Source organism: Methanothermococcus jasoni, from assembly GCF_049075655.1.
In the GTDB taxonomy this organism is placed as follows: domain Archaea; phylum AGJL01; class Methanococci; order Methanococcales; family Methanococcaceae; genus Methanofervidicoccus.
Genome location: NZ_CP157522.1, coordinates 1,468,064 through 1,486,076, shown reverse-complemented (window position 1 = coordinate 1,486,076; position 18,013 = coordinate 1,468,064). Strand labels below are relative to the sequence as shown.

Genomic DNA, 18,013 nt, shown 5'->3' with positions numbered 1-18,013 from the left:
TACAATTAAAGTATAATTGTGATATAATTAAATTGAGTTTAATAATAATAGTTAAAATTTAAAAAGAGGTAATTTCATGACGGCATTTCCATTTACGGCAATAGTTGGGCAGGAAAAAATGAAAAAAGCATTGATTTTAAACGCAATTAATCCAAAAATAGGCGGTGTTTTGATTAGAGGAGAAAAAGGAACAGCGAAATCCACAGCAGTTAGGGCATTGGCGGAGCTCCTACCAGAAATTGAAGTTGTGGAGAACTGTCCTTTTAACTGCAATCCAAGGGGCGATATGTGCGATATATGTAAAGAAAACAGTGAGAAGGGAACATTAAAAACCACTAAAAGAAAAATGAAGGTTGTTGATTTGCCAATAGGAAGCACAGAGGATAGGGTAATTGGAACGCTGGATATAGAAAAGGCGATAAAAGAAGGTGTAAAGGCACTGGAACCGGGAATATTGGCGGATGCAAACCGAAATATACTATATATCGATGAAGTAAATTTATTGGATGACCATATTGTTGATATTCTTTTGGATGCGGCGGCTATGGGATGGAATACCATTGAAAGAGAAGGTATAAAGGTTAAACATCCGTCTAAATTTATTTTAGTTGGAACAATGAATCCAGAGGAGGGGGAGCTCCGACCTCAGATATTGGATAGATTTGGTTTAATGGTTGATGTGGAAGGACTGAATGATGTTAAACAGAGAGTTGAGGTAATTAAGAGAGTTGAGGAGTTTAACAAAAATCCAAATGAAGTTTATAGTCGGTATGAAGAAGAACAGATTAAATTAAGGGAAAAGATAGAAAATGCAAGGAAAATTTTAGATGATGTAAAAATTAGTGATGATTTATTAGAATTAATTTCAAGAATTTGTATAGAATTAAATATTCCCACAAATAGGGCAGATATAACTGTGGCAAGGACTGCAAAAACCATAGCTTCATTTAATGGAAGGGATTATGTTAATAGCGATGATATCAAGGAAGCATGTGATTTGGCATTGCCCCATAGGATGAGAAGAAAACCATTTGAACCACCACAATTAAACAATGAGAAAATAGAGGAAATGATAAACAATTTTGAAGAAAATAATAATAACAGTAATAATGACGATAATCAAAATGAGAATAAGGATGAAAAAGAAAACAACAACAATGATTTAAAAAAAAACTAAATGGAAATGACGCTGAACACGACAATGATAACAATGAAGGACATGAGGAACGGGAAGGAGAAAAAGATGAACATGATGATAAAGAAGATAGTCCAGAAAATGAAAACAATAAAAATGACCAAAACACCAATGGCGATAATAACGACGATAACGACGATAACGGCAACGGCAACAGTCAAGAACAGATGTTTAACGCCAATGGAAATATAAATCCCAATATAGTAAAAATACAGCTCAAAGACAGCATAAGCAGATATTCAAGCGGAAGGCATGTGAAAAGTATAAGTAAAAAAGGGAGGTATATAAAATACAGGATTCCAAGGGGAAAACCAAATGATATAGCATTTGATGCTACCCTAAGGGCAAGTGCATTATATCAAAAAGAGAGAAGGGAAAAATCCAACAATGAGAATGTAGCATTATATCTTAAAAAGGAGGATTTAAGGGAAAAGGTAAGGGAGAAAAAAATTTCAACAAATATACTTTTCAGTGTGGATGCAAGCGGTTCCATGGGTGCTATGAAAAGAATGGAAGCTGCAAAAGGGGCGGTTTTATCCCTCCTAATGGATGCCTACCAAAAGAGAAACAAAGTATCTATGATTACATTTAGGAAGGATAGTGCGGAGCTCCTCCTACCATTCACATCCTCTGTCGAGCTCGCAGAGAAATGTTTAAGGGAGACCCCAACTGGTGGAAAAACCCCACTTTCAAAGGCATTTTTAAAATCTTATGAAGTGATTAAAAACAGCATGAGAAAAAACCCAAATATTATTCCAGTAGTTGTATTTATAAGTGATTTCAAGCCAAATGTTGCCATGAAGGAGGATTATATAACTGAGGTTTATGAGATTTGCGAAAAACTCGCAGAGGATGAGATAAATGTTATACTGATAGACACTGAACCAAAATCATTCGTAAAAATAGGAATTGGGGAAAATATTGCTAAAAAATATGGATTTAAATACTACAAAATAGATGATTTATCTTCTGAAAGTATATTGAAGGCAATTAATTAATTATTATAATATTCTCTTGAAATCAATTTCATATTCCTCTTTATTTTTAACAATTCCGATTATATCCACATTTCCACATTTTTCAATAGTTTCAAAGGTTTTTTCATAGTATAAAACTTCATCCAAGTTTGTTATGCAGTTTATGACAACTCCTTTAACATCTATACCTTTATTTCTCAAATGCTCCACTGTTAAAATCGTATGGTTTATAGTTCCTAAGTTAGGTCGTGAGACCACTACTGTGGGGAGCTCTAAGAATTTTATTAAATCAGACATTAAAAAATTATCCTTTATTGGAACGCAAACTCCGCCAGCTCCTTCGACAATTAAGAAATCGTATTTATTTTTTAGGATATTGAAGGAGTTTTTTATTTTATTTTTTATTTCATCCAGTGATATATTGTAATTTTCAACCTCAAAGGCAATATTTGGGGATAGTGGATTTTTTAAGTTTATTGGATTTATTGTATTTAAACTGTCCTTTAAATTTAGTGTATTTTTTAAGGTTGTTGTGTCCTCTACTCCTCCTGATTCTATTGGTTTCATATACCCGACATTAACGCCTTTTTCTTTTAAAATATTTCCTAAAATGGATGAAACATAAGTTTTGCCAACTCCTGTATCTGTTCCTGTGATGAATAGCATGGTATCACTTTTTTAATTTTTAGTTTTCCAATAATTCAAATAATTCTTCTTCTGTTCCCTAAAAATCTTTATTTTTAAGTTTTTTATAATTATTTTCCAGCTCTTCTTTTGTAATTTCATTAAATCCTCTGTCTTCGGGAATCTCTTCGGGCATTTTTGAAATTCGTTTTAATATTGGTGAGCTCATACTATCGCCGAATATTTATATTTACCTTATGGTAATTTTTTAAAAATTAAAGTAGTGTTTCCACCATCTCAAATAATGTTTTAAAGTTATAATTATCGTTTTTATATGTTCTTTTTTCTTTTTCAATTATTTCAAAGAATTCATTAGATATTAAATATTTACAAAAATCTATAAGAATTTCATTGTTTTTGTATTCAAATTGTTCAATATATTTATTTAGATTTGAAATTATTGCATCTTTGCTCATATCATATACCATACTGTTGATTTCTGTTTCTTTCATATCATCCATATTATATGAATATGCATCGAAATCTGATATACATTTATAACGATATGACTGCATACTACTATCAATAGTAAAATTACTTATATAATCAGGAGATTCTAAAAATTCATCATCCACATACTCCCAGTTATCAATTGGTGGAATTATTTTTTTTAATGATATATCATAAATACCATATTCACCTTTTTTATTATTAATCATTGGCGTAAATATATTTATTAATTTTAGTAGTTCTTTATTTTTATACCATAATTTTTCAAGTTCATTGTATGTTTTATTTTCATCGTATAGATTAAACACAAATTCCTCATTATTATATGGTTTAAATGCATCATATTTTTCAAACAAATTGTAAAAAGATTTATTAAATTCATTACTATCTATATATTTTTTTAATATTTGTTCTATAATTGCTTTTTGTGGTTTATTATGAAGATTGCTATTATTTAATTCATCCCATCCAATGTTTTTAAAATATTGTGCATAATTATTTAATTTATCATCAATATTACTTATTTCCAAATATTTTTTATAATAAAATTCATAAATAATTATAAAATATAAAACAAAAATTGTATCAAATATATACTCATTATATAATTGTTTATTTTTTTTAATATAATAATGATATTCTGAAAGTGTTATTTTAGATATTTGCATCATGTGAGGATATCTTATTATATCAGGAATTAAATTTTTTAAATCCTTATCTATTTTGTTTGATGTTTTGATTTTAACTAAATAATTGTATTTATTTAAAACCTTCTTTAAATGCCTTGGGATTGTAAAATTAATTGCTTCAAAGAATTTTGCAAGTTTTTCAGCAATTTCATCATTATTAAAATATTCATATTGTCTAATAAATTTCTCCACATTATTAAATTTTTTAGGCATGTTAAATGAAAAATTAAAAATTTTTTCCAAATATTCCTCCGCTTTTTTTCCATCGTTGTATTTATGTTCAAGTGCTTCTGCTACTGCTTCTTTATCCACTGCACAAATGTAATTTATATTACCTCCACTGGTAAAAAATAATTTAAGAGATGATAAAAATTTTAAAATATTCTCCCTTTCGCATCTGTCGAGCTCATCAATAAAAACTATAAGCCGTTTATTATTTTCGCTAAGTATCTCAGAAATTTTATTAAGCCCATTTTTTAAATTTTCTACTTCCTTATATTTTTCTTCGCTATCGCATTCAAAATTAAAATTAAAATTAAAATGTTCTACACTAACACCAACAGATTTTAAAACTACTGCACCCGATTTTAAAACTTCATTTTTTATAGCTCTAATTCCAAACTTAACGTCTGCATTTTTTTCCAATTCATTAACGATATGGCACAATAAGGCATAAGATATATTTTCTTCATTTTCATATTCCCAAGCGTCAAATTTAATGCACAAGATAGATTCATGTTTTTCTATTGAAGGTCTAAATATATGAATAAAATCTTTAAACGATTCCCATAATCTTTTAATTTCAGCATTTTCATCAAAATTTCGAGATTCATCAAATTTTTCGATTAATGTTCTAATTATACTACTTTTACCACTACCCCAATTTCCATATAATGCTATAATTTTATGATTATGTAGAATTTTATTTTTAAATCCTTCTTCAATCATATTTATTTTATTTAATGTTCCAAAACAATCCGTTTTATCATTTACTTCTATATCTTCATCTTTACAATGGTTGTAGTTTTCAATAACATAATCTTTAAATGGATTAAAATAATATATATTATTAAACATTCTTAATAGGAATTGAATAACACAATGAAATTTACCGGACTCATAAATTAAATTATTCCAATAATATGCAATTGCTATAACCAAACCTCCAAGATAACAAAAAGCTAGTAAAATATCAGATGCGAATAAATATTGAGAATATTTTATTAAAACTCCTGCAATCCCTATAAAAACTAAAAAGGAAATAAGTTTAGAGATTTTAACATATTTATAAAATCCAAACCTCGGTAGTAGAAATACTAGAAATATCACCGATATACTAATTAAGAATAACATAATATAATTAGAAATTGGTAAATTCATCGAATAAAATAATACATATAAAAAAACATTGAGAAAACAGTAAATTGATGTTGAGTATCTATATTTATAGTCTAATTTATCTAATTTATCGCTCACATCTTCAGAAGATTTTATTGTATCCATATTCTTTAGATGAGCTCTACTATTAAATATTGTATTAACTGATTTTAAATAATTGAGTATAATTGCAATGGTTAAAAAACCAATGCATAATCTTGATATTTCATCCCAATACTTCAATATAATTCCCACCAATTGATTTACTATATTCAATACATCTAATCCATATATTGTTAATATAAAAAATAATGCTCCCAATAGTCCTAAAAAAATTCTAAAAAACCCGTATCTTTCCAAAATACTTTTAATAAAATTAAATACTATATTACCACCCCAAATTTTGAGAATAAATATTATTTTTTATACATTATTATTTAAATTTATTTTCTCACAAAACCTAAAATCCCCTCGCTATAACATATATTTATATATTTACATTAATACCAATGTTTAATAAAAAATAATTATATTAAAATTTCGGTGGAATTATGCCAATTGAAACTGAAAATATTAAAAATCTTTCAATTGAAGATATTAAAACAATTACAAAAAAGGGAACGATTATTGAAAAAAATATTATTAGAAAAATTAGTTAAAGAATTGGATTTAACAAAAGATGATTTAAAGGACTTTGAAAAAGCAAGGGAAGAAGCATGGAAAGAAGAAAAAAATTTTAATTTAAAACTTTTTTAATACATTCGCATAAAACCCCAAAATCCCCCTCACTATGCCCTATATTTATACTTACCCTCAACCTCTCCAAGCCCTTTGGAACAGTTGGATATCTAATCCCAACACAAAAGATATTGTTCTTTATCAAATTTTCAGAAATTTCCATAGTTTTTTCTTTAAAAATAAGTGGATAAATGGGTGTTAGGTTATCTTCTTTTATGAAGTTGTATTCCTTAAAAATCTTATTTGCTGTTTTGATGTTTTTTTGTAATTTTTTAGTTAAGTCCCCTCTTTCCATGAGCTCTAAACTTTTAATACATCCACTCACCACACAAGGTGGAAGTGATGTGGAATATATAAAACTCCGAGATGTGTTTATAAGATATTCAATTAATTCCTCAATCCCACATACAAAACCCCCCAATCCACCAACTGCCTTTGATAATGTGCCTATTTGGATTATATTGTCCGATGGTTTTAAATTAAAATGTTTTAAGGTTCCCCTTCCATTCCCTAAAACCCCTGTGCCGTGGGCATCATCTATTATTAATATTCCATTGTATTCGTCGGCAATCTTTTTTAATTTATCCAATGGGGCAATATCCCCATCCATAGAGAAAACTCCATCCGTAATAATAAATAAATTATTATAATTGTTTCCATTTTCTTCAATCAAATCCCTTAAATGATTTACATCGCAGTGGTTATAAATTAGAACATCCGATTTACTCAATCTACAACCATCTATTATTGAAGCATGGTTCAATTTATCGCTTAAAATCAAATCTCCCTTTTTACATAAAGAACTTATTACCCCAACATTTGTAGCATAACCTGTGGAATATACCAGAGCTCCCTCAGTTCCCTTAAACTCTGCTATCTTTTCCTCCAATATTTGATGATTTATATCTCCTGATGTTAGTCGTGAGCCCGTTGAACCAAATCCGTATTTTAAACCATCCTTTACGGCATCTATTACTTCTGGATGCTTTGAAAGGCATAAATAATCATTTGAAGAGAAATCTAAAATATTATTGGTATTGTCTTTTTTTCTTAAAAATCTGTATAAATTGTTATTTTTTATATTTTCAATTTCCTTTTGAAGCTCTCTTTTGAACATAAGAATCCCTTTTTATTTAACAATATATGGTTTATTTTCCAATTTATAAATCAAATCATCGATATTTACATCATTTTTAACAAAAAATACCCTTCCGCCCTTTTCATTTCCCCTTTTTAAATTGGTAATTCTAAAATACCCGTCCTTTGTGGCTATATATCCTGTGGTGTATGATTTATTATCCGATGTGCAGAGCTCAGCAATCACACCTAAACTTATTACCTTAGATGCAATTGCTATGGCATCAACTGTTCTATCTGTTCCAATATTGTTTTTTAAAATTTTTTCTTTTAATTCCTTTGTTGTGGAGATGTTTTTAACTCTTACGCCCCTTTCTTTGTCTGGTTCTAACCTTTCCCCCTTTAAATTTAAAATAGAAGCTCCCCTCATTCCTCCTTTATCAATTATTTTAAATGCCTTTTTTATTAAATCATCGTTTATTCCTTCATTTTTTAATATGTCCTTTGCTATTTCCCTTGCTTCCTCTTTATTTTTGCAGTTTATGGTTTTTATCGGCAAATGGTTGATATATGTTATCTCGTTTTTATTGATTCTTTCAATCTTTATATTTATAAAATCCGGAGCTCCGTTTTCATGGGATAATGCCCTTTTTATAAATTCATTTGTGGTGAGCTCTATATATTTTTCATCATCCACAATGGTTTCAGCTCCCGATATATGATTTCCCTTTTTTGACGCCCTCATTTTTATGCTGAACATATTATCACCATTCATCCATTTATTATTTTCACATTATTTATATATTATTTCAATTTATCATGATTAATCATTATATTAAAAAAGCCCTATTTGTCATTATTTTTCATTAAAAACAATTGTCATGATTTATCATGAGCAAAAAAGTATATATATTAGTTTTTACACTACTATAATCAAGGAGAAATAAATAAATTAAAAAAAGGTGATATTATGAACGTAAAATTAAACATACACCCAGTGAAAAATGATGAAAGATTGAAAGAAATTGAAGAGTTCTCAAATGATTTGAAAAGACCATACAGGGGGGACAAAACAGTAGAGATACTTGCTTATGTGGTTGGTATATTGACAATAGCATCAATATTGTTGTAAATAATGTAATATATAAAAACGGAAGAATTGCCTTATTGGTTAATTAGGATAATACCAAAATTGCCATGTAAGTAAGTATCTAATTATTAATTAATTGTTGTGTTGCTGTTTTTACCGCCATTGTGTTTTGGCTGATTGTTGAAATTTGTAATGATTTATAATGACAAACTTAATGACCTAAAAAATAAATCAGAGTTCCTTTATAGGTATTGCAGTAGTTATGCAGAAATTTACATCAGAGTCTTTTTTGAGTTGCATTTTATCAGCTTTGCACTTAACCACTTCACAATTTAAATTTAAACCATTAACATTTAATATTACTCGATAGGTGCATAAACTGGAAGGAAATATTTCAACGATTTTTCCAGAGTATATATTTTCGTTTCTATAATTACATTTACAATGGCTTATTATCATTATGTCTTCGGGTCTTATTCCTATCAGAGCTCCGCCACATTGACATTCATAATCTATATGAATATCTATTTTTCCATTGCTGAATATGTATTTCCCATTTTCTTCCCTAATGCTTCCATTTAATAAATTCCTCACCCCTGTGAATTCTGCTATAAATTTATTCTTCGGTTTTTTCAGTATTTCATCAACAGTCCCCATCTGTTCAATTTTTCCATTTCTTATAATTGCCATGTGTTTTGCAAGGGCTATTGCCTCGTTAAAATCATGAGTGACATGGATAAATGTTATATTTGAATTATTGTATATTTCCCGGAGCTCATATAATAATTTTTCATGTATCAATCTATCAAGGGAGCTCAGGGGCTCATCAAGGAGAATTATTTCAGGTTCTAGAACAAGTGCCATTGCTAAGGCGACTCGTTGTTGTTCCCCCATACTGAGATTTTTTGGATATCTATTCAATAGATGCTCTATTTTTAATATTTTACAGATGTTTTTAATTTTTTCTATCTTTTTATTGTTTTTTTCTTTTATTATGCCGAATCCTATATTTTCCTTTACTGTTAAATGGGGAAAAAGATACCTTCCATTGCACATTACAATTTTCCTTTCATTGATGGGCTTTTTAGTAATATCTTCACCGTTAAGAATTAATTTCCCCTCATCCGCCTTTCTAAATCCTGCTATTATTTCTAAAAGTGTAGTTTTCCCACTTCCACTTAATCCAAGAAATACAAAGTAATCATTATTTTCTATTTTAAGATTATTAATTTCCAATGTAAAATTATTCAATTTCTTTTTTAAATTTTTAATTTCAAGCATAATATCCCTCGATTTGGATTAAAGCCAATGAAAAAGAAAAAATAAATAAAATAAGAATAGAACAATAAATGAAGGGAAATTAATAAAATTATATTTAAATTATTTTCCGCATTCGCAGAATCTTTCAAGATTCAACATTTTTGCAATACCTGCAACTGTTGTTCCATAAAATATTACTCTTTTATTGTATTTTTCAGCCAATTCAATAATATCAAATATCGTTCCATTTGCCGTTGTGCTTCCTGTTGAAAGAACAACATCGGAATTTTTTATTAAATATTCGTTCATATCTGCGTGATATATCACAGCACCATATTTTATTCTTCCTATATTGTTAAAATCTAAGTCCGTAATTATCACATTGCCCTTTCCAAATGTTTCCACCATCTGCTTAATTATTGCAGGGTGGTATCCAATTATGCCCACGGTTATATCTTTCCCATATTCATTCAATAGATATTCAGAAAGTTTTTTTGCACATATTTCAGGCTCATCTTTTGTGCAGTGCTCTGTTTTTTCAATATGTCCCAAGTATTTCATAACGGCATTTAATGTTGCTACAACAAGTGGATTATAATCTGATTCCAATACCTCTGCAATAGTTCCTTTAAATTCTCTTAAATCTCCTGTAAAGGCATCTCCAACACAGCCCTTAAAAAATGCCCTTAATAAAAATTCTTTCCCATTTAACAGCGGATAGTCGCTTATTCTTGCAGTATCTAACTGAACATTTATAGGTCGTGCCTCAATTGGTTCATCCAACAGATTATTTTCTTCTGCAATCTTTTTAAGTTCTTCTTTAATATTTATCATAATCATCACCGCCTATTTTAACTATCGTTTTTATTGAGAATATAGTTAATACTGCAACTACAAGAAATATAAATGCTACTGATAGTGCGAGCTCTAACTTACCCACGGATATATTTAAAAATACTGCAATAGGCAGTGTCTCGGTTTTCATCTTTGTGGCTCCTGCAAGCATTAGTGTGGCTCCAAATTCCCCCATACTCCTTGCCCATGCAAGAATCATACCTGCAAGAATACCATTTTTTGCCATTGGAAGAACAACCTTAAAGAAAGTTTTAAGTTTTGTCATTCCTAAACTCTGTGCTATATGCTCGTATTTCTCATCAATGCCCTCAAATACTGCCTTTGATGTTTTAATAATAAACGGTGTTGCAACAAAGAACTGTGCAACAATTATTCCTGTGGGACTAAATACCACATTTATTATGTTTTCAGTTATGACTCTTCCAATCAATGTATTTCCAAAAAACACAAGAAGGGCAAAACCTGATATAAGTGGTGGAAGTATCACCGGCAGGTCTATCAAACTGTCGATTAATTCCTTTCCTTTAAAGTTGTATCTTGCAAGGGCATAGGCAGAAGGAGCTCCTACTATGACACCAAGTAAAGTAGCAATTGATGCAGTCATTAAGCTAAGTTTTACGGCAAATTGGATTTCTTTTGAAAATATGGCTTCTTGAAGTGTTCCTATGGATACTTTACCAACAATCGCCAGCACAATGAAAAGAATTAACACAATAAAAATGGATAAAGCAGATAAGGAAAAGAATTTTAATAGATTTGTTCTCATGTTATCCCTAATTTTTTACATTATTACATTATTACCACTTATGTTGCCATTAACAATTATTATTCTATCACTTCGAACCCGTATTTTTTGAATATCTCTTTTCCTTCGGTATTTACGAAATCATAAAATAATTTTGCGTTTTCTTTATTTTCAGTCGTATTTAGTATAGCTATTGGGACAGTTTTAATTATGTTGTATTTTGGATTTATTTGTATTATTTCCACTTTATCACTGCTTAGAGCATCAGCCCTCCAAACCACTGCGGCATCAGCTTGACCGAGCTCTACATAAAGTAGTGTTTGTTTTACAGTAGCTCCTCTAACAACAGTGTTATTTTTTATTTTTTGAGTTATGCCAGGATAATCTTTTTCTGCCTTGGTCAATATCTTATTAAATGTTCTTCCTATTGCAATGTTTTCTTCACCAAGTGATAATTTTACCCCAGGTTTTCCTAAATCTTCAAGTGAAGTAATATTTTTTGGATTTCCTTTTTCAACAACAATTACTGGAATATGTTTTGTTATATTGCTATATTCAATAATATACCCTTTTTTACTCAATTCACTGACATAGAAGTATGCACCGGGCATATATATGTCTCCCTTATTTGAGGCAAGGATTTTTGAATAAAGAGGTCCGCTACCTGCGTAGTCATAATTAACCTTTATATTATATTTTTTTTCAAATTCCTTTCCAATTTCATCCATAGGCTGTTGCATTCCCGCTCCAACATAGGCATGGATTGAGGCATTAGTATTTTCTTTTTCAGTGCATCCTGATATTGTTAGGCTCAGTATTATCAAACCCATGCCTATTATAAGAAGACTTTTTTTCATATCATCACCATCGATTATTATCATTGAAGGAATTATACTTCCGTTATAATCAATAACACAAGGAAATTATATTCTTAGTAATAGTATTGAATTGTGGTATATAAAATTTTTGGTAATAATATGTTTGTAAATACATTTAATTAATAATTGTATAAAAAATTAACTATATTAAATTACTACATTTAGGGATATATCATATATAACAAGAAAACAGAATATATAATAATGAAATAATAAAAATTAATAAAAAAATATTAAAATATCCGATTAAATTGGTTTTCCAGTTATAGACCTTCTACCATATCCTGTTATCTCAACATCAACGAAACTTTTAAGTTTTAATTCATTATCTATTATACCAACCAATATAGGATAGCTCCCAAACTGTCGCCCAAAATAAAGAGTTTCCTTTTCCTTTATCCTGAGCGATAGCGAAGGATTTTGCAAATCTTTGATTTGCATAACTTCAACAAATACATCTTTTAATACAGTTCCTTCTGGAACTACTCTTTTTAGCATTGGATTGTCAATTTCCTTTCTGATTTTTTCCTTAAAGCTTAAAAACAATTTTTTTCTTTTCTTTGCTTTTTTAATGTCGTTTATACTTATATCTGTGCCGAAAAATGGGACAACTTGCCTTATATTTATTCTCCTTATCATATATCCGCTATCATATATTTGTTTTAAATAATCATAATTTATATTGAATGTTTCCTTTGTTTCCCCCCTTAATCCAAATAATAAGTTTATGCCGGGAAGTAAATAGGGAAGACCTGTTGAGCTCCTACTACCTCCAATTTCATTTAATATTTTTACAGCTTTTAAAACATCATCAGGAGTGGTTAATAAATTATTCTTTTTAATTACCTTCTCATCAAAACTTTCAACACCAAAAGCCGCAACATTTCCTCCTGTGCAGTATTTTACAAGTATTTTTGCAATTTCCCTACTCTCATCTTCATGCCTTGCTATTATAGCAGGATTTGCATTGTCTATATGTAAAACCTCAGGTTTAATATTATTACATATACCTTTAAACAATCTTTCAACTGCATCAACATTTGGTTTTGGGAGCTCCTCCTTTTCACTATCTTTCGCCTTGTATGAAAAAATACATGGTTGTCGCCCTATTCTATAATATTTTATCCCGTTTAAATACAATTCTTTAACCTCTTCAATTATGTCTCTCTCATCTCTGTATTTTGGACTTCCAAACCTTCTCGGCTCTGTGCAAAAGCTACATCCTCCACTTGTATTTCTTGAACATCCTCTGTATGTTTCAATTTCTGCAATGATGTAAGGATAGTCAGGATGTTGCTTTACAATTTTTGCTCCTCTAATTGCAAATTCCTTTATTTGATTGTAATTTCTTAATTTTTCAGGATTTATTTTTTCAATATTGAAATTATTCTCAATTAAATCAGATAAAACTATTTCAAGGTCTCCACTAGCCACGACATCAAAGAAGTATTTGAGCTTTTCTTCGTCTTTTATTTTTCCCCCTTCCATCGATGAACCAAATTTTGTTGCAACAGGACCCCCTAATATTTTTAATCCTTTAAAATCATATAAAATTGATACAATTTCCCTCAATGTTGCGGGATTTGCATTCAGGTATTTTCCAGGAGTGTGAAATCCACAAATTACTATGACTACATCAAATTTGTTAAAATCAAATCCTTTTTTAATCTCTTCCCTTAACCTATCGATAGTTATATAATGCACATCATAGTTATATTTATAAATGACACCTGCGGCATATCTTGGATATGTTCCTATATATGGTGGAACTCCAAGTCCAGCAGGTTCATCGGTGTATCCGTCGAGTATTAAGAATTTCATCATATCACCTTATATTGTTCAAAACGAACGAAGTGAGTTTTGAATTTTCGTCCAAACCTTTTTTAAAGGTTTGGTTCGACCATCCATCGAGTATTAAGAATTTCATCATATCACCTTATATTGTTCAAAAGGGGAACAATTTATAATTATAATAATAATCATTAAACACCTGTGATGAATAAATTTTGCTGATATATAATATATAACATATGATGAACCGTATGAGCTCTGAGGTGTTTATTTATTTTAGAAGTTTTTTTATTTTTACTAATATTATTTACATAAATGGTGAGAGTATGAATATAGGTATTTTAGGTATTCAGGGAGATATTGAAGAGCATGAAGAAATGGTTAAAAGGATAAATTGCACGCCAAAAAGGATTAGAACACCTGCTGATTTAGATGATATTGATGCACTTATTATTCCAGGTGGAGAAAGCACCACAATGGGGAAACTTATGAAAAAATATGGCTTTATTGAAGCTTTAAAAAACTCTGATTTTCCAATATTGGGAACTTGTGCAGGTATGGTATTGCTTTCAAAAGGAACTGGAAGGGAACAGCCACTTTTAGAGTTAATGAATATAACCATTAAAAGAAACGCCTATGGTAGCCAGAGGGAAAGTTTTGAAGAAGAAATTGAGTTAGATGGCGAAAAAGTTCATGCGGTATTTATCAGAGCTCCTGTTGTAGATGAACTTTTAGATGATGCTGTTGAAATCATAGCAAAAGAGGGAGATAATATTGTTGGAGTAAGGGAAGGTAAATACATGGCAATAGCATTCCATCCGGAGCTCTCGGATGAGGGGTATAAAGTTTATAAATATTTCCTAGATAATGTTGTTAATAGATAATTTAAATATGAATTTTATTTTTTAATTATTTTTTTAATTTACTGTATTCTTCAATATATTCTTCGACAATATCTTTATCAAGTTTTTTTTCTACATTTAATGATTCAAGAACTTTCATTAGATATTCTTTAACACCAGGACATGTGGATGCCTCAATATATTCCATAATTTTTTTAACGATTTTACTTAAAAGTTTCTTATCTTCTCGTATATACTGGCAGGAACCAATAACATCCACAGCTTTTTTAAATACTATCCATGGCTGGTCGTTACCAATATTCACAAGAGTGTATATAAATGCAGATGCAGTGTGTTTATCACATATAATAATGTCATTTTTTAGCAGGTATTCCAAAACCTCAATAATTTCCAATTTAACATAGATTGATGTATTATGTCTTAAAAATTTTCTTATAATTTTTAATGTGGGTTTTTTCCCAGGATTGTTTAATAGATTATTTTTCAGCCAGTTATCTTTTTTCAATGCTATTCCTTCAAGTAATACTAATGCTTTTTCTGATAATAATCCATAACCATCCAATAATGCTAATTTTGATAGTATGTCATATATATTATTTGACAATAATTCGTCCAATAACTTCCCATTTTTAGAAATCTCTTCAATTAACAAATCCATGACCATTATCTTCAAAATTACTGCTTCTTCAAGATTTAATATGTGAATAATCGTTTTTACAATATCTTTAATGTCGTCGCTTCCAAAAATTTTAATAACATCTTTTGTTGGGATATATGTTATTTTGATATGGTATTTTTCCCATTCAATATCTCCATTTTCGATTTTATCAAGATTTAATGGATTCTTTTTCAGATGTTCTATTAATTCCCTTTTTTCTTTAATTATGGCTACACTTTCAGGTTCATTTATTTCTTCAAGTATTGATAATGCAAGATTGATATTTTCCTCAACTACACGTTCATATATTATTAATTCTTTAACTCTGTTTAATAACTTATCGCTTATTATCAATCCTTCCTTGATAAATCTTAATAATTTTTTTAAGTGAGTATTTCTTATTTTAAATATGGGTTCCTCAATAAAACGATATGTAATATCATCCATCTCTTTTGGTAATGTGGGGTATTTTGATATGTAATCCTCAACAATCTTTTTAGCTATTTCAGATTTTCCTTTCAATGCAATGATCTCTGGAAGAATATATATTATTTCTTCGTAGATATTATTCTCAAAGACTTTTAAAATCACTCTAATGGAGTTATCCTCGCCCTTTTTGATGTGTCGCTTTAGTTCAATTTTGGCGAGCAATATGGTGGCTTTCCTCGTTTCAGGAAATTTTAAATATTTTTCAATTAAATCAAAACGTTCTTTGATAGATATGTTATGATAATCTAAAAATTCCTTATATTCTGGAAATTTAATCAATAATTTATCCAATAAGTTTTTGCTAATATCTTTTACAAATCTATGTTTATCTGTTAAATATTTTGTCATAATTGCTGAAATAATATTTTTTCTGATTTCTTCTTTTTCAAGACTATTTGGGTAATTCTCTATTAATATATTATAAAATAATAAATATTCGATTCGGTTTCCGAAATACCAATCATCAAACAAAGATGTAGATTTAATAATAAGATTATTTGGAGTCTCATTGTTTAACTCAACTATCATTCTCAATAACCATATTCCCATATTTCTTACCAAATATGTGTTGTCATACAACATATTATCGATTATATCAAACATATTGGATGCATAACCGGGTCTTGCATATATTGCATTACCTAAATATTTTCCAGCGTAGTATCTATTTATCCAGCCTTTTCTTTTTGTATCAATATATAGGGATTTAATCAGCTTCTGGAATTCCAATATATCCATATCTTTGAATTCCTCTATAAAACCCATATTAAAATTAGGAGAAGATGTTGCTGAGAAACATTCATATTTTTTTAATTCATATGCCAAATATAACCCATTATAATAGCATAAATGCCCTTCATTCATTATACTTTTTAAATCAATTTTATCAATAACCTCAGATACTTTCTTTTTAATATATTTCGATTCTGTATTTTTTAATAGGTAGTATAATATTTCAAGAGAAAATCCCTTTACAATATATTTATCATTGAAATTTTCAAGGATTTTGTCAAAAAACATATCTAAGTATTCATTTTTAATATATATTTTATCAAAGAATATCAACTTTATAAACAAAAACATGGATGAAAGCCTAATCATCCGGTCAGGATTTTTAAAAGAGCTTATTGTTTCATCTATCAAGTAATTACTTAATTTTTTATCCTCCTTTAATATCTGATATAAAACATCGGCATGAGTATATAATGTAGCCATAATAATGGATTTTACAAAAGGTTCCCTATTTTCCAGAGCATTTATGATTTTTAATATATCTTCTCTGGAAGCAGTTTCTTTGAAATACGTATTATATAAAAATTTAAGGAATTTCAGGGATTTATTATCTAAACCAGTAGTATCAAAAACGTTTTTATGGTATTCTAGATATACCATAAAATACGAATTAATTAGATAATGTTTATCCAATGTTTTAAATTCTTCAAGTATTTCAATAGCAAGCACTTGAAGTATCTTGTATTTATGACCGTTGGACATTAATACAATCTCAGGGAGGGTATTTGTTAAGTGTTCAGGGGTAACTGTTGATATCAATCCTAAGGATGCCATGGCATATGCTACTTCATAAGGATTGGAAGAATAAAGTTTTATGGATAATGAGAGGATGTAGTCGACAATCACATTCACATTTAAGGAGTTTATAATTTGTTTGGCAAATTCTGATGTTGTGGTGTTGAAGGAATTGGCCCAAAAATAGAGTAAAACAAATATATCCTCATTAATAATGCGGTGGTCTAAAATGAGCTTCTTTATAGAGTTCATTAGATTTACTCTTGTAGCTAAGTTTTTATCCTGGGCTAATTTTATAATTTGCTCTTGTATTTTCTTAAGCTCATTAATGTCGTTAATATGTCCCAATATTCGGGCTGCCTCAGATTTCTTTTTCCAATCCAATTCACAATATTCTTTAAATAATTTTGAAAGTTCTTCTTGCGGTATATCATCATACATAAATATCTCCCTATTAAAATTTGCGAGCATATAATATACTATAATATTAATATACCACAATATGATATATTAATATTAATCAAATTGTGGCAGTGTTAAACATTTGCTATAATTCAATAATTCGTAGTATGGAGATTATTAGAATCAATTACTAGTATATGCAAAATTGGAAACACCACTAATTTTTTATTGATTGTTATTAGTGTCCAGTGTAAGCATTACCAAAAGT

General features: G+C 29.1%; 17 protein-coding genes. 6 read left to right on the top strand and 11 right to left on the bottom strand.

Annotation, left to right across the window (positions count from 1 at the left end; all coding sequences use genetic code 11):
- The first annotated feature begins 76 nt into the window (after positions 1 to 76).
- Genes Mjas_RS07800 through Mjas_RS07790 form a run of 3 tightly spaced genes read left to right on the top strand, consistent with a single transcriptional unit; the run spans position 77 to position 2,193 of the window.
- Positions 77 to 1,177 (top strand): ATP-binding protein, encoded by a 1,101-nt coding sequence (locus Mjas_RS07800; protein ID WP_421077601.1) that lies wholly within the window; start codon positions 77 to 79, stop codon positions 1,175 to 1,177.
- Positions 1,178 to 1,387, top strand: coding sequence for a hypothetical protein (locus tag Mjas_RS07795; protein WP_421077600.1), 210 nt, complete (start codon positions 1,178 to 1,180; stop codon positions 1,385 to 1,387).
- Complete coding sequence (locus Mjas_RS07790; protein ID WP_421077599.1) at positions 1,363 to 2,193, top strand: vWA domain-containing protein; 831 nt, start codon at positions 1,363 to 1,365, stop codon at positions 2,191 to 2,193. Before Mjas_RS07795 ends, Mjas_RS07790 begins: the two co-directional genes overlap by 25 nt.
- A 3-nt stretch (positions 2,194 to 2,196) precedes the next feature.
- On the opposite strand, the gene bioD is transcribed toward Mjas_RS07790, so the two are convergent.
- Genes bioD through Mjas_RS07775 form a run of 3 tightly spaced genes read right to left on the bottom strand, consistent with a single transcriptional unit; the run spans position 2,197 to position 5,156 of the window.
- Positions 2,197 to 2,838 (bottom strand): dethiobiotin synthase, encoded by a 642-nt coding sequence (bioD, locus tag Mjas_RS07785; protein WP_421077598.1) that lies wholly within the window; start codon positions 2,836 to 2,838, stop codon positions 2,197 to 2,199.
- A gap of 58 nt (positions 2,839 to 2,896) precedes the next feature.
- On the bottom strand, positions 2,897 to 3,025 hold the full coding sequence (locus tag Mjas_RS07780; protein WP_421077597.1) for a hypothetical protein: 129 nt from the start codon (positions 3,023 to 3,025) through the stop codon (positions 2,897 to 2,899).
- 46 nt (positions 3,026 to 3,071) lie between these two features.
- Positions 3,072 to 5,156, bottom strand: a complete 2,085-nt coding sequence (locus Mjas_RS07775; RefSeq protein WP_421077596.1) for a KAP family P-loop NTPase fold protein — start codon at positions 5,154 to 5,156, stop codon at positions 3,072 to 3,074.
- Positions 5,157 to 5,999: 843 nt separating this feature from the next.
- Between Mjas_RS07775 and Mjas_RS07770 the strand changes: the two genes are divergently transcribed.
- Positions 6,000 to 6,128 carry a hypothetical protein gene (locus tag Mjas_RS07770; protein ID WP_421077595.1) on the top strand — a complete coding sequence of 43 codons (129 nt, stop codon included), beginning with the start codon at positions 6,000 to 6,002 and terminating at the stop codon, positions 6,126 to 6,128.
- On the opposite strand, the gene bioF is transcribed toward Mjas_RS07770, so the two are convergent.
- Positions 6,109 to 7,227 carry an 8-amino-7-oxononanoate synthase gene (gene bioF, locus Mjas_RS07765; RefSeq protein ID WP_421077594.1) on the bottom strand — a complete coding sequence of 373 codons (1,119 nt, stop codon included), beginning with the start codon at positions 7,225 to 7,227 and terminating at the stop codon, positions 6,109 to 6,111. The two genes, Mjas_RS07770 and bioF, sit on opposite strands and share 20 nt — an antisense overlap.
- Positions 7,228 to 7,239: 12 nt before the next feature.
- On the bottom strand, positions 7,240 to 7,947 hold the full coding sequence (locus Mjas_RS07760; RefSeq protein WP_421077593.1) for a 6-carboxyhexanoate--CoA ligase: 708 nt from the start codon (positions 7,945 to 7,947) through the stop codon (positions 7,240 to 7,242).
- Between the two features lie 210 nt (positions 7,948 to 8,157).
- Here Mjas_RS07760 and Mjas_RS07755 point away from each other — a divergent pair, with 210 nt between their 5' ends.
- Positions 8,158 to 8,319, top strand: a complete 162-nt coding sequence (locus Mjas_RS07755) for a hypothetical protein (RefSeq protein WP_421077592.1) — start codon at positions 8,158 to 8,160, stop codon at positions 8,317 to 8,319.
- A gap of 189 nt (positions 8,320 to 8,508) precedes the next feature.
- On the opposite strand, the gene Mjas_RS07750 is transcribed toward Mjas_RS07755, so the two are convergent.
- The 5 genes from Mjas_RS07750 to Mjas_RS07730 form a co-directional block, all read right to left on the bottom strand.
- Entirely contained in the window at positions 8,509 to 9,558 is a 1,050-nt protein-coding gene (locus tag Mjas_RS07750) for an ATP-binding cassette domain-containing protein (protein WP_421077591.1), read from the bottom strand.
- 99 nt (positions 9,559 to 9,657) lie between these two features.
- Positions 9,658 to 10,371, bottom strand: a complete 714-nt coding sequence (locus tag Mjas_RS07745; RefSeq protein WP_421077590.1) for a Rossmann-like domain-containing protein — start codon at positions 10,369 to 10,371, stop codon at positions 9,658 to 9,660.
- A complete protein-coding gene (locus Mjas_RS07740; protein WP_421077589.1) occupies positions 10,358 to 11,158 on the bottom strand; it encodes an ABC transporter permease in 801 nt (266 codons plus the stop codon). Before Mjas_RS07740 ends, Mjas_RS07745 begins: the two co-directional genes overlap by 14 nt.
- A gap of 59 nt (positions 11,159 to 11,217) precedes the next feature.
- A complete protein-coding gene (gene modA / locus Mjas_RS07735; protein ID WP_421077588.1) occupies positions 11,218 to 11,994 on the bottom strand; it encodes a molybdate ABC transporter substrate-binding protein in 777 nt (258 codons plus the stop codon).
- A 267-nt stretch (positions 11,995 to 12,261) separates the two neighbouring features.
- Positions 12,262 to 13,836: a radical SAM protein gene (locus tag Mjas_RS07730; RefSeq protein ID WP_421077587.1), complete on the bottom strand. Its 1,575-nt coding sequence runs from the start codon at positions 13,834 to 13,836 to the stop codon at positions 12,262 to 12,264.
- Positions 13,837 to 14,132: 296 nt separating this feature from the next.
- Between Mjas_RS07730 and pdxT the strand changes: the two genes are divergently transcribed.
- Positions 14,133 to 14,690, top strand: coding sequence for a pyridoxal 5'-phosphate synthase glutaminase subunit PdxT (gene pdxT / locus Mjas_RS07725; RefSeq protein WP_421077586.1), 558 nt, complete (start codon positions 14,133 to 14,135; stop codon positions 14,688 to 14,690).
- Positions 14,691 to 14,715: 25 nt separating this feature from the next.
- Here the strand turns inward: pdxT and Mjas_RS07720 are convergent, their stop codons facing one another.
- On the bottom strand, positions 14,716 to 17,784 hold the full coding sequence (locus tag Mjas_RS07720) for a hypothetical protein (RefSeq protein ID WP_421077585.1): 3,069 nt from the start codon (positions 17,782 to 17,784) through the stop codon (positions 14,716 to 14,718).
- Positions 17,785 to 18,013 lie beyond the last annotated feature (229 nt).

Bases quoted from the DNA above. Each gene is read 5' to 3' on its own strand.
- Mjas_RS07800 (WP_421077601.1), top strand. From the start codon at position 77: ATGACGGCATTTCCATTTACGGCAATAGTTGGGCAGGAAAAAATGAAA.
- Mjas_RS07795 (WP_421077600.1), top strand. From the start codon at position 1,178: ATGGAAATGACGCTGAACACGACAATGATAACAATGAAGGACATGAGG.
- Mjas_RS07790 (WP_421077599.1), top strand. From the start codon at position 1,363: ATGTTTAACGCCAATGGAAATATAAATCCCAATATAGTAAAAATACAG.
- bioD (WP_421077598.1), bottom strand. From the start codon at position 2,838: ATGCTATTCATCACAGGAACAGATACAGGAGTTGGCAAAACTTATGTT.
- Mjas_RS07780 (WP_421077597.1), bottom strand. From the start codon at position 3,025: ATGAGCTCACCAATATTAAAACGAATTTCAAAAATGCCCGAAGAGATT.
- bioF (WP_421077594.1), bottom strand. From the start codon at position 7,227: ATGTTCAAAAGAGAGCTTCAAAAGGAAATTGAAAATATAAAAAATAAC.
- Mjas_RS07760 (WP_421077593.1), bottom strand. From the start codon at position 7,947: ATGTTCAGCATAAAAATGAGGGCGTCAAAAAAGGGAAATCATATATCG.
- Mjas_RS07755 (WP_421077592.1), top strand. From the start codon at position 8,158: ATGAACGTAAAATTAAACATACACCCAGTGAAAAATGATGAAAGATTG.
- Mjas_RS07750 (WP_421077591.1), bottom strand. From the start codon at position 9,558: ATGCTTGAAATTAAAAATTTAAAAAAGAAATTGAATAATTTTACATTG.
- Mjas_RS07745 (WP_421077590.1), bottom strand. From the start codon at position 10,371: ATGATAAATATTAAAGAAGAACTTAAAAAGATTGCAGAAGAAAATAAT.
- Mjas_RS07740 (WP_421077589.1), bottom strand. From the start codon at position 11,158: ATGAGAACAAATCTATTAAAATTCTTTTCCTTATCTGCTTTATCCATT.
- modA (WP_421077588.1), bottom strand. From the start codon at position 11,994: ATGAAAAAAAGTCTTCTTATAATAGGCATGGGTTTGATAATACTGAGC.
- Mjas_RS07730 (WP_421077587.1), bottom strand. From the start codon at position 13,836: ATGAAATTCTTAATACTCGACGGATACACCGATGAACCTGCTGGACTT.
- pdxT (WP_421077586.1), top strand. From the start codon at position 14,133: ATGAATATAGGTATTTTAGGTATTCAGGGAGATATTGAAGAGCATGAA.
- Mjas_RS07720 (WP_421077585.1), bottom strand. From the start codon at position 17,784: ATGTATGATGATATACCGCAAGAAGAACTTTCAAAATTATTTAAAGAA.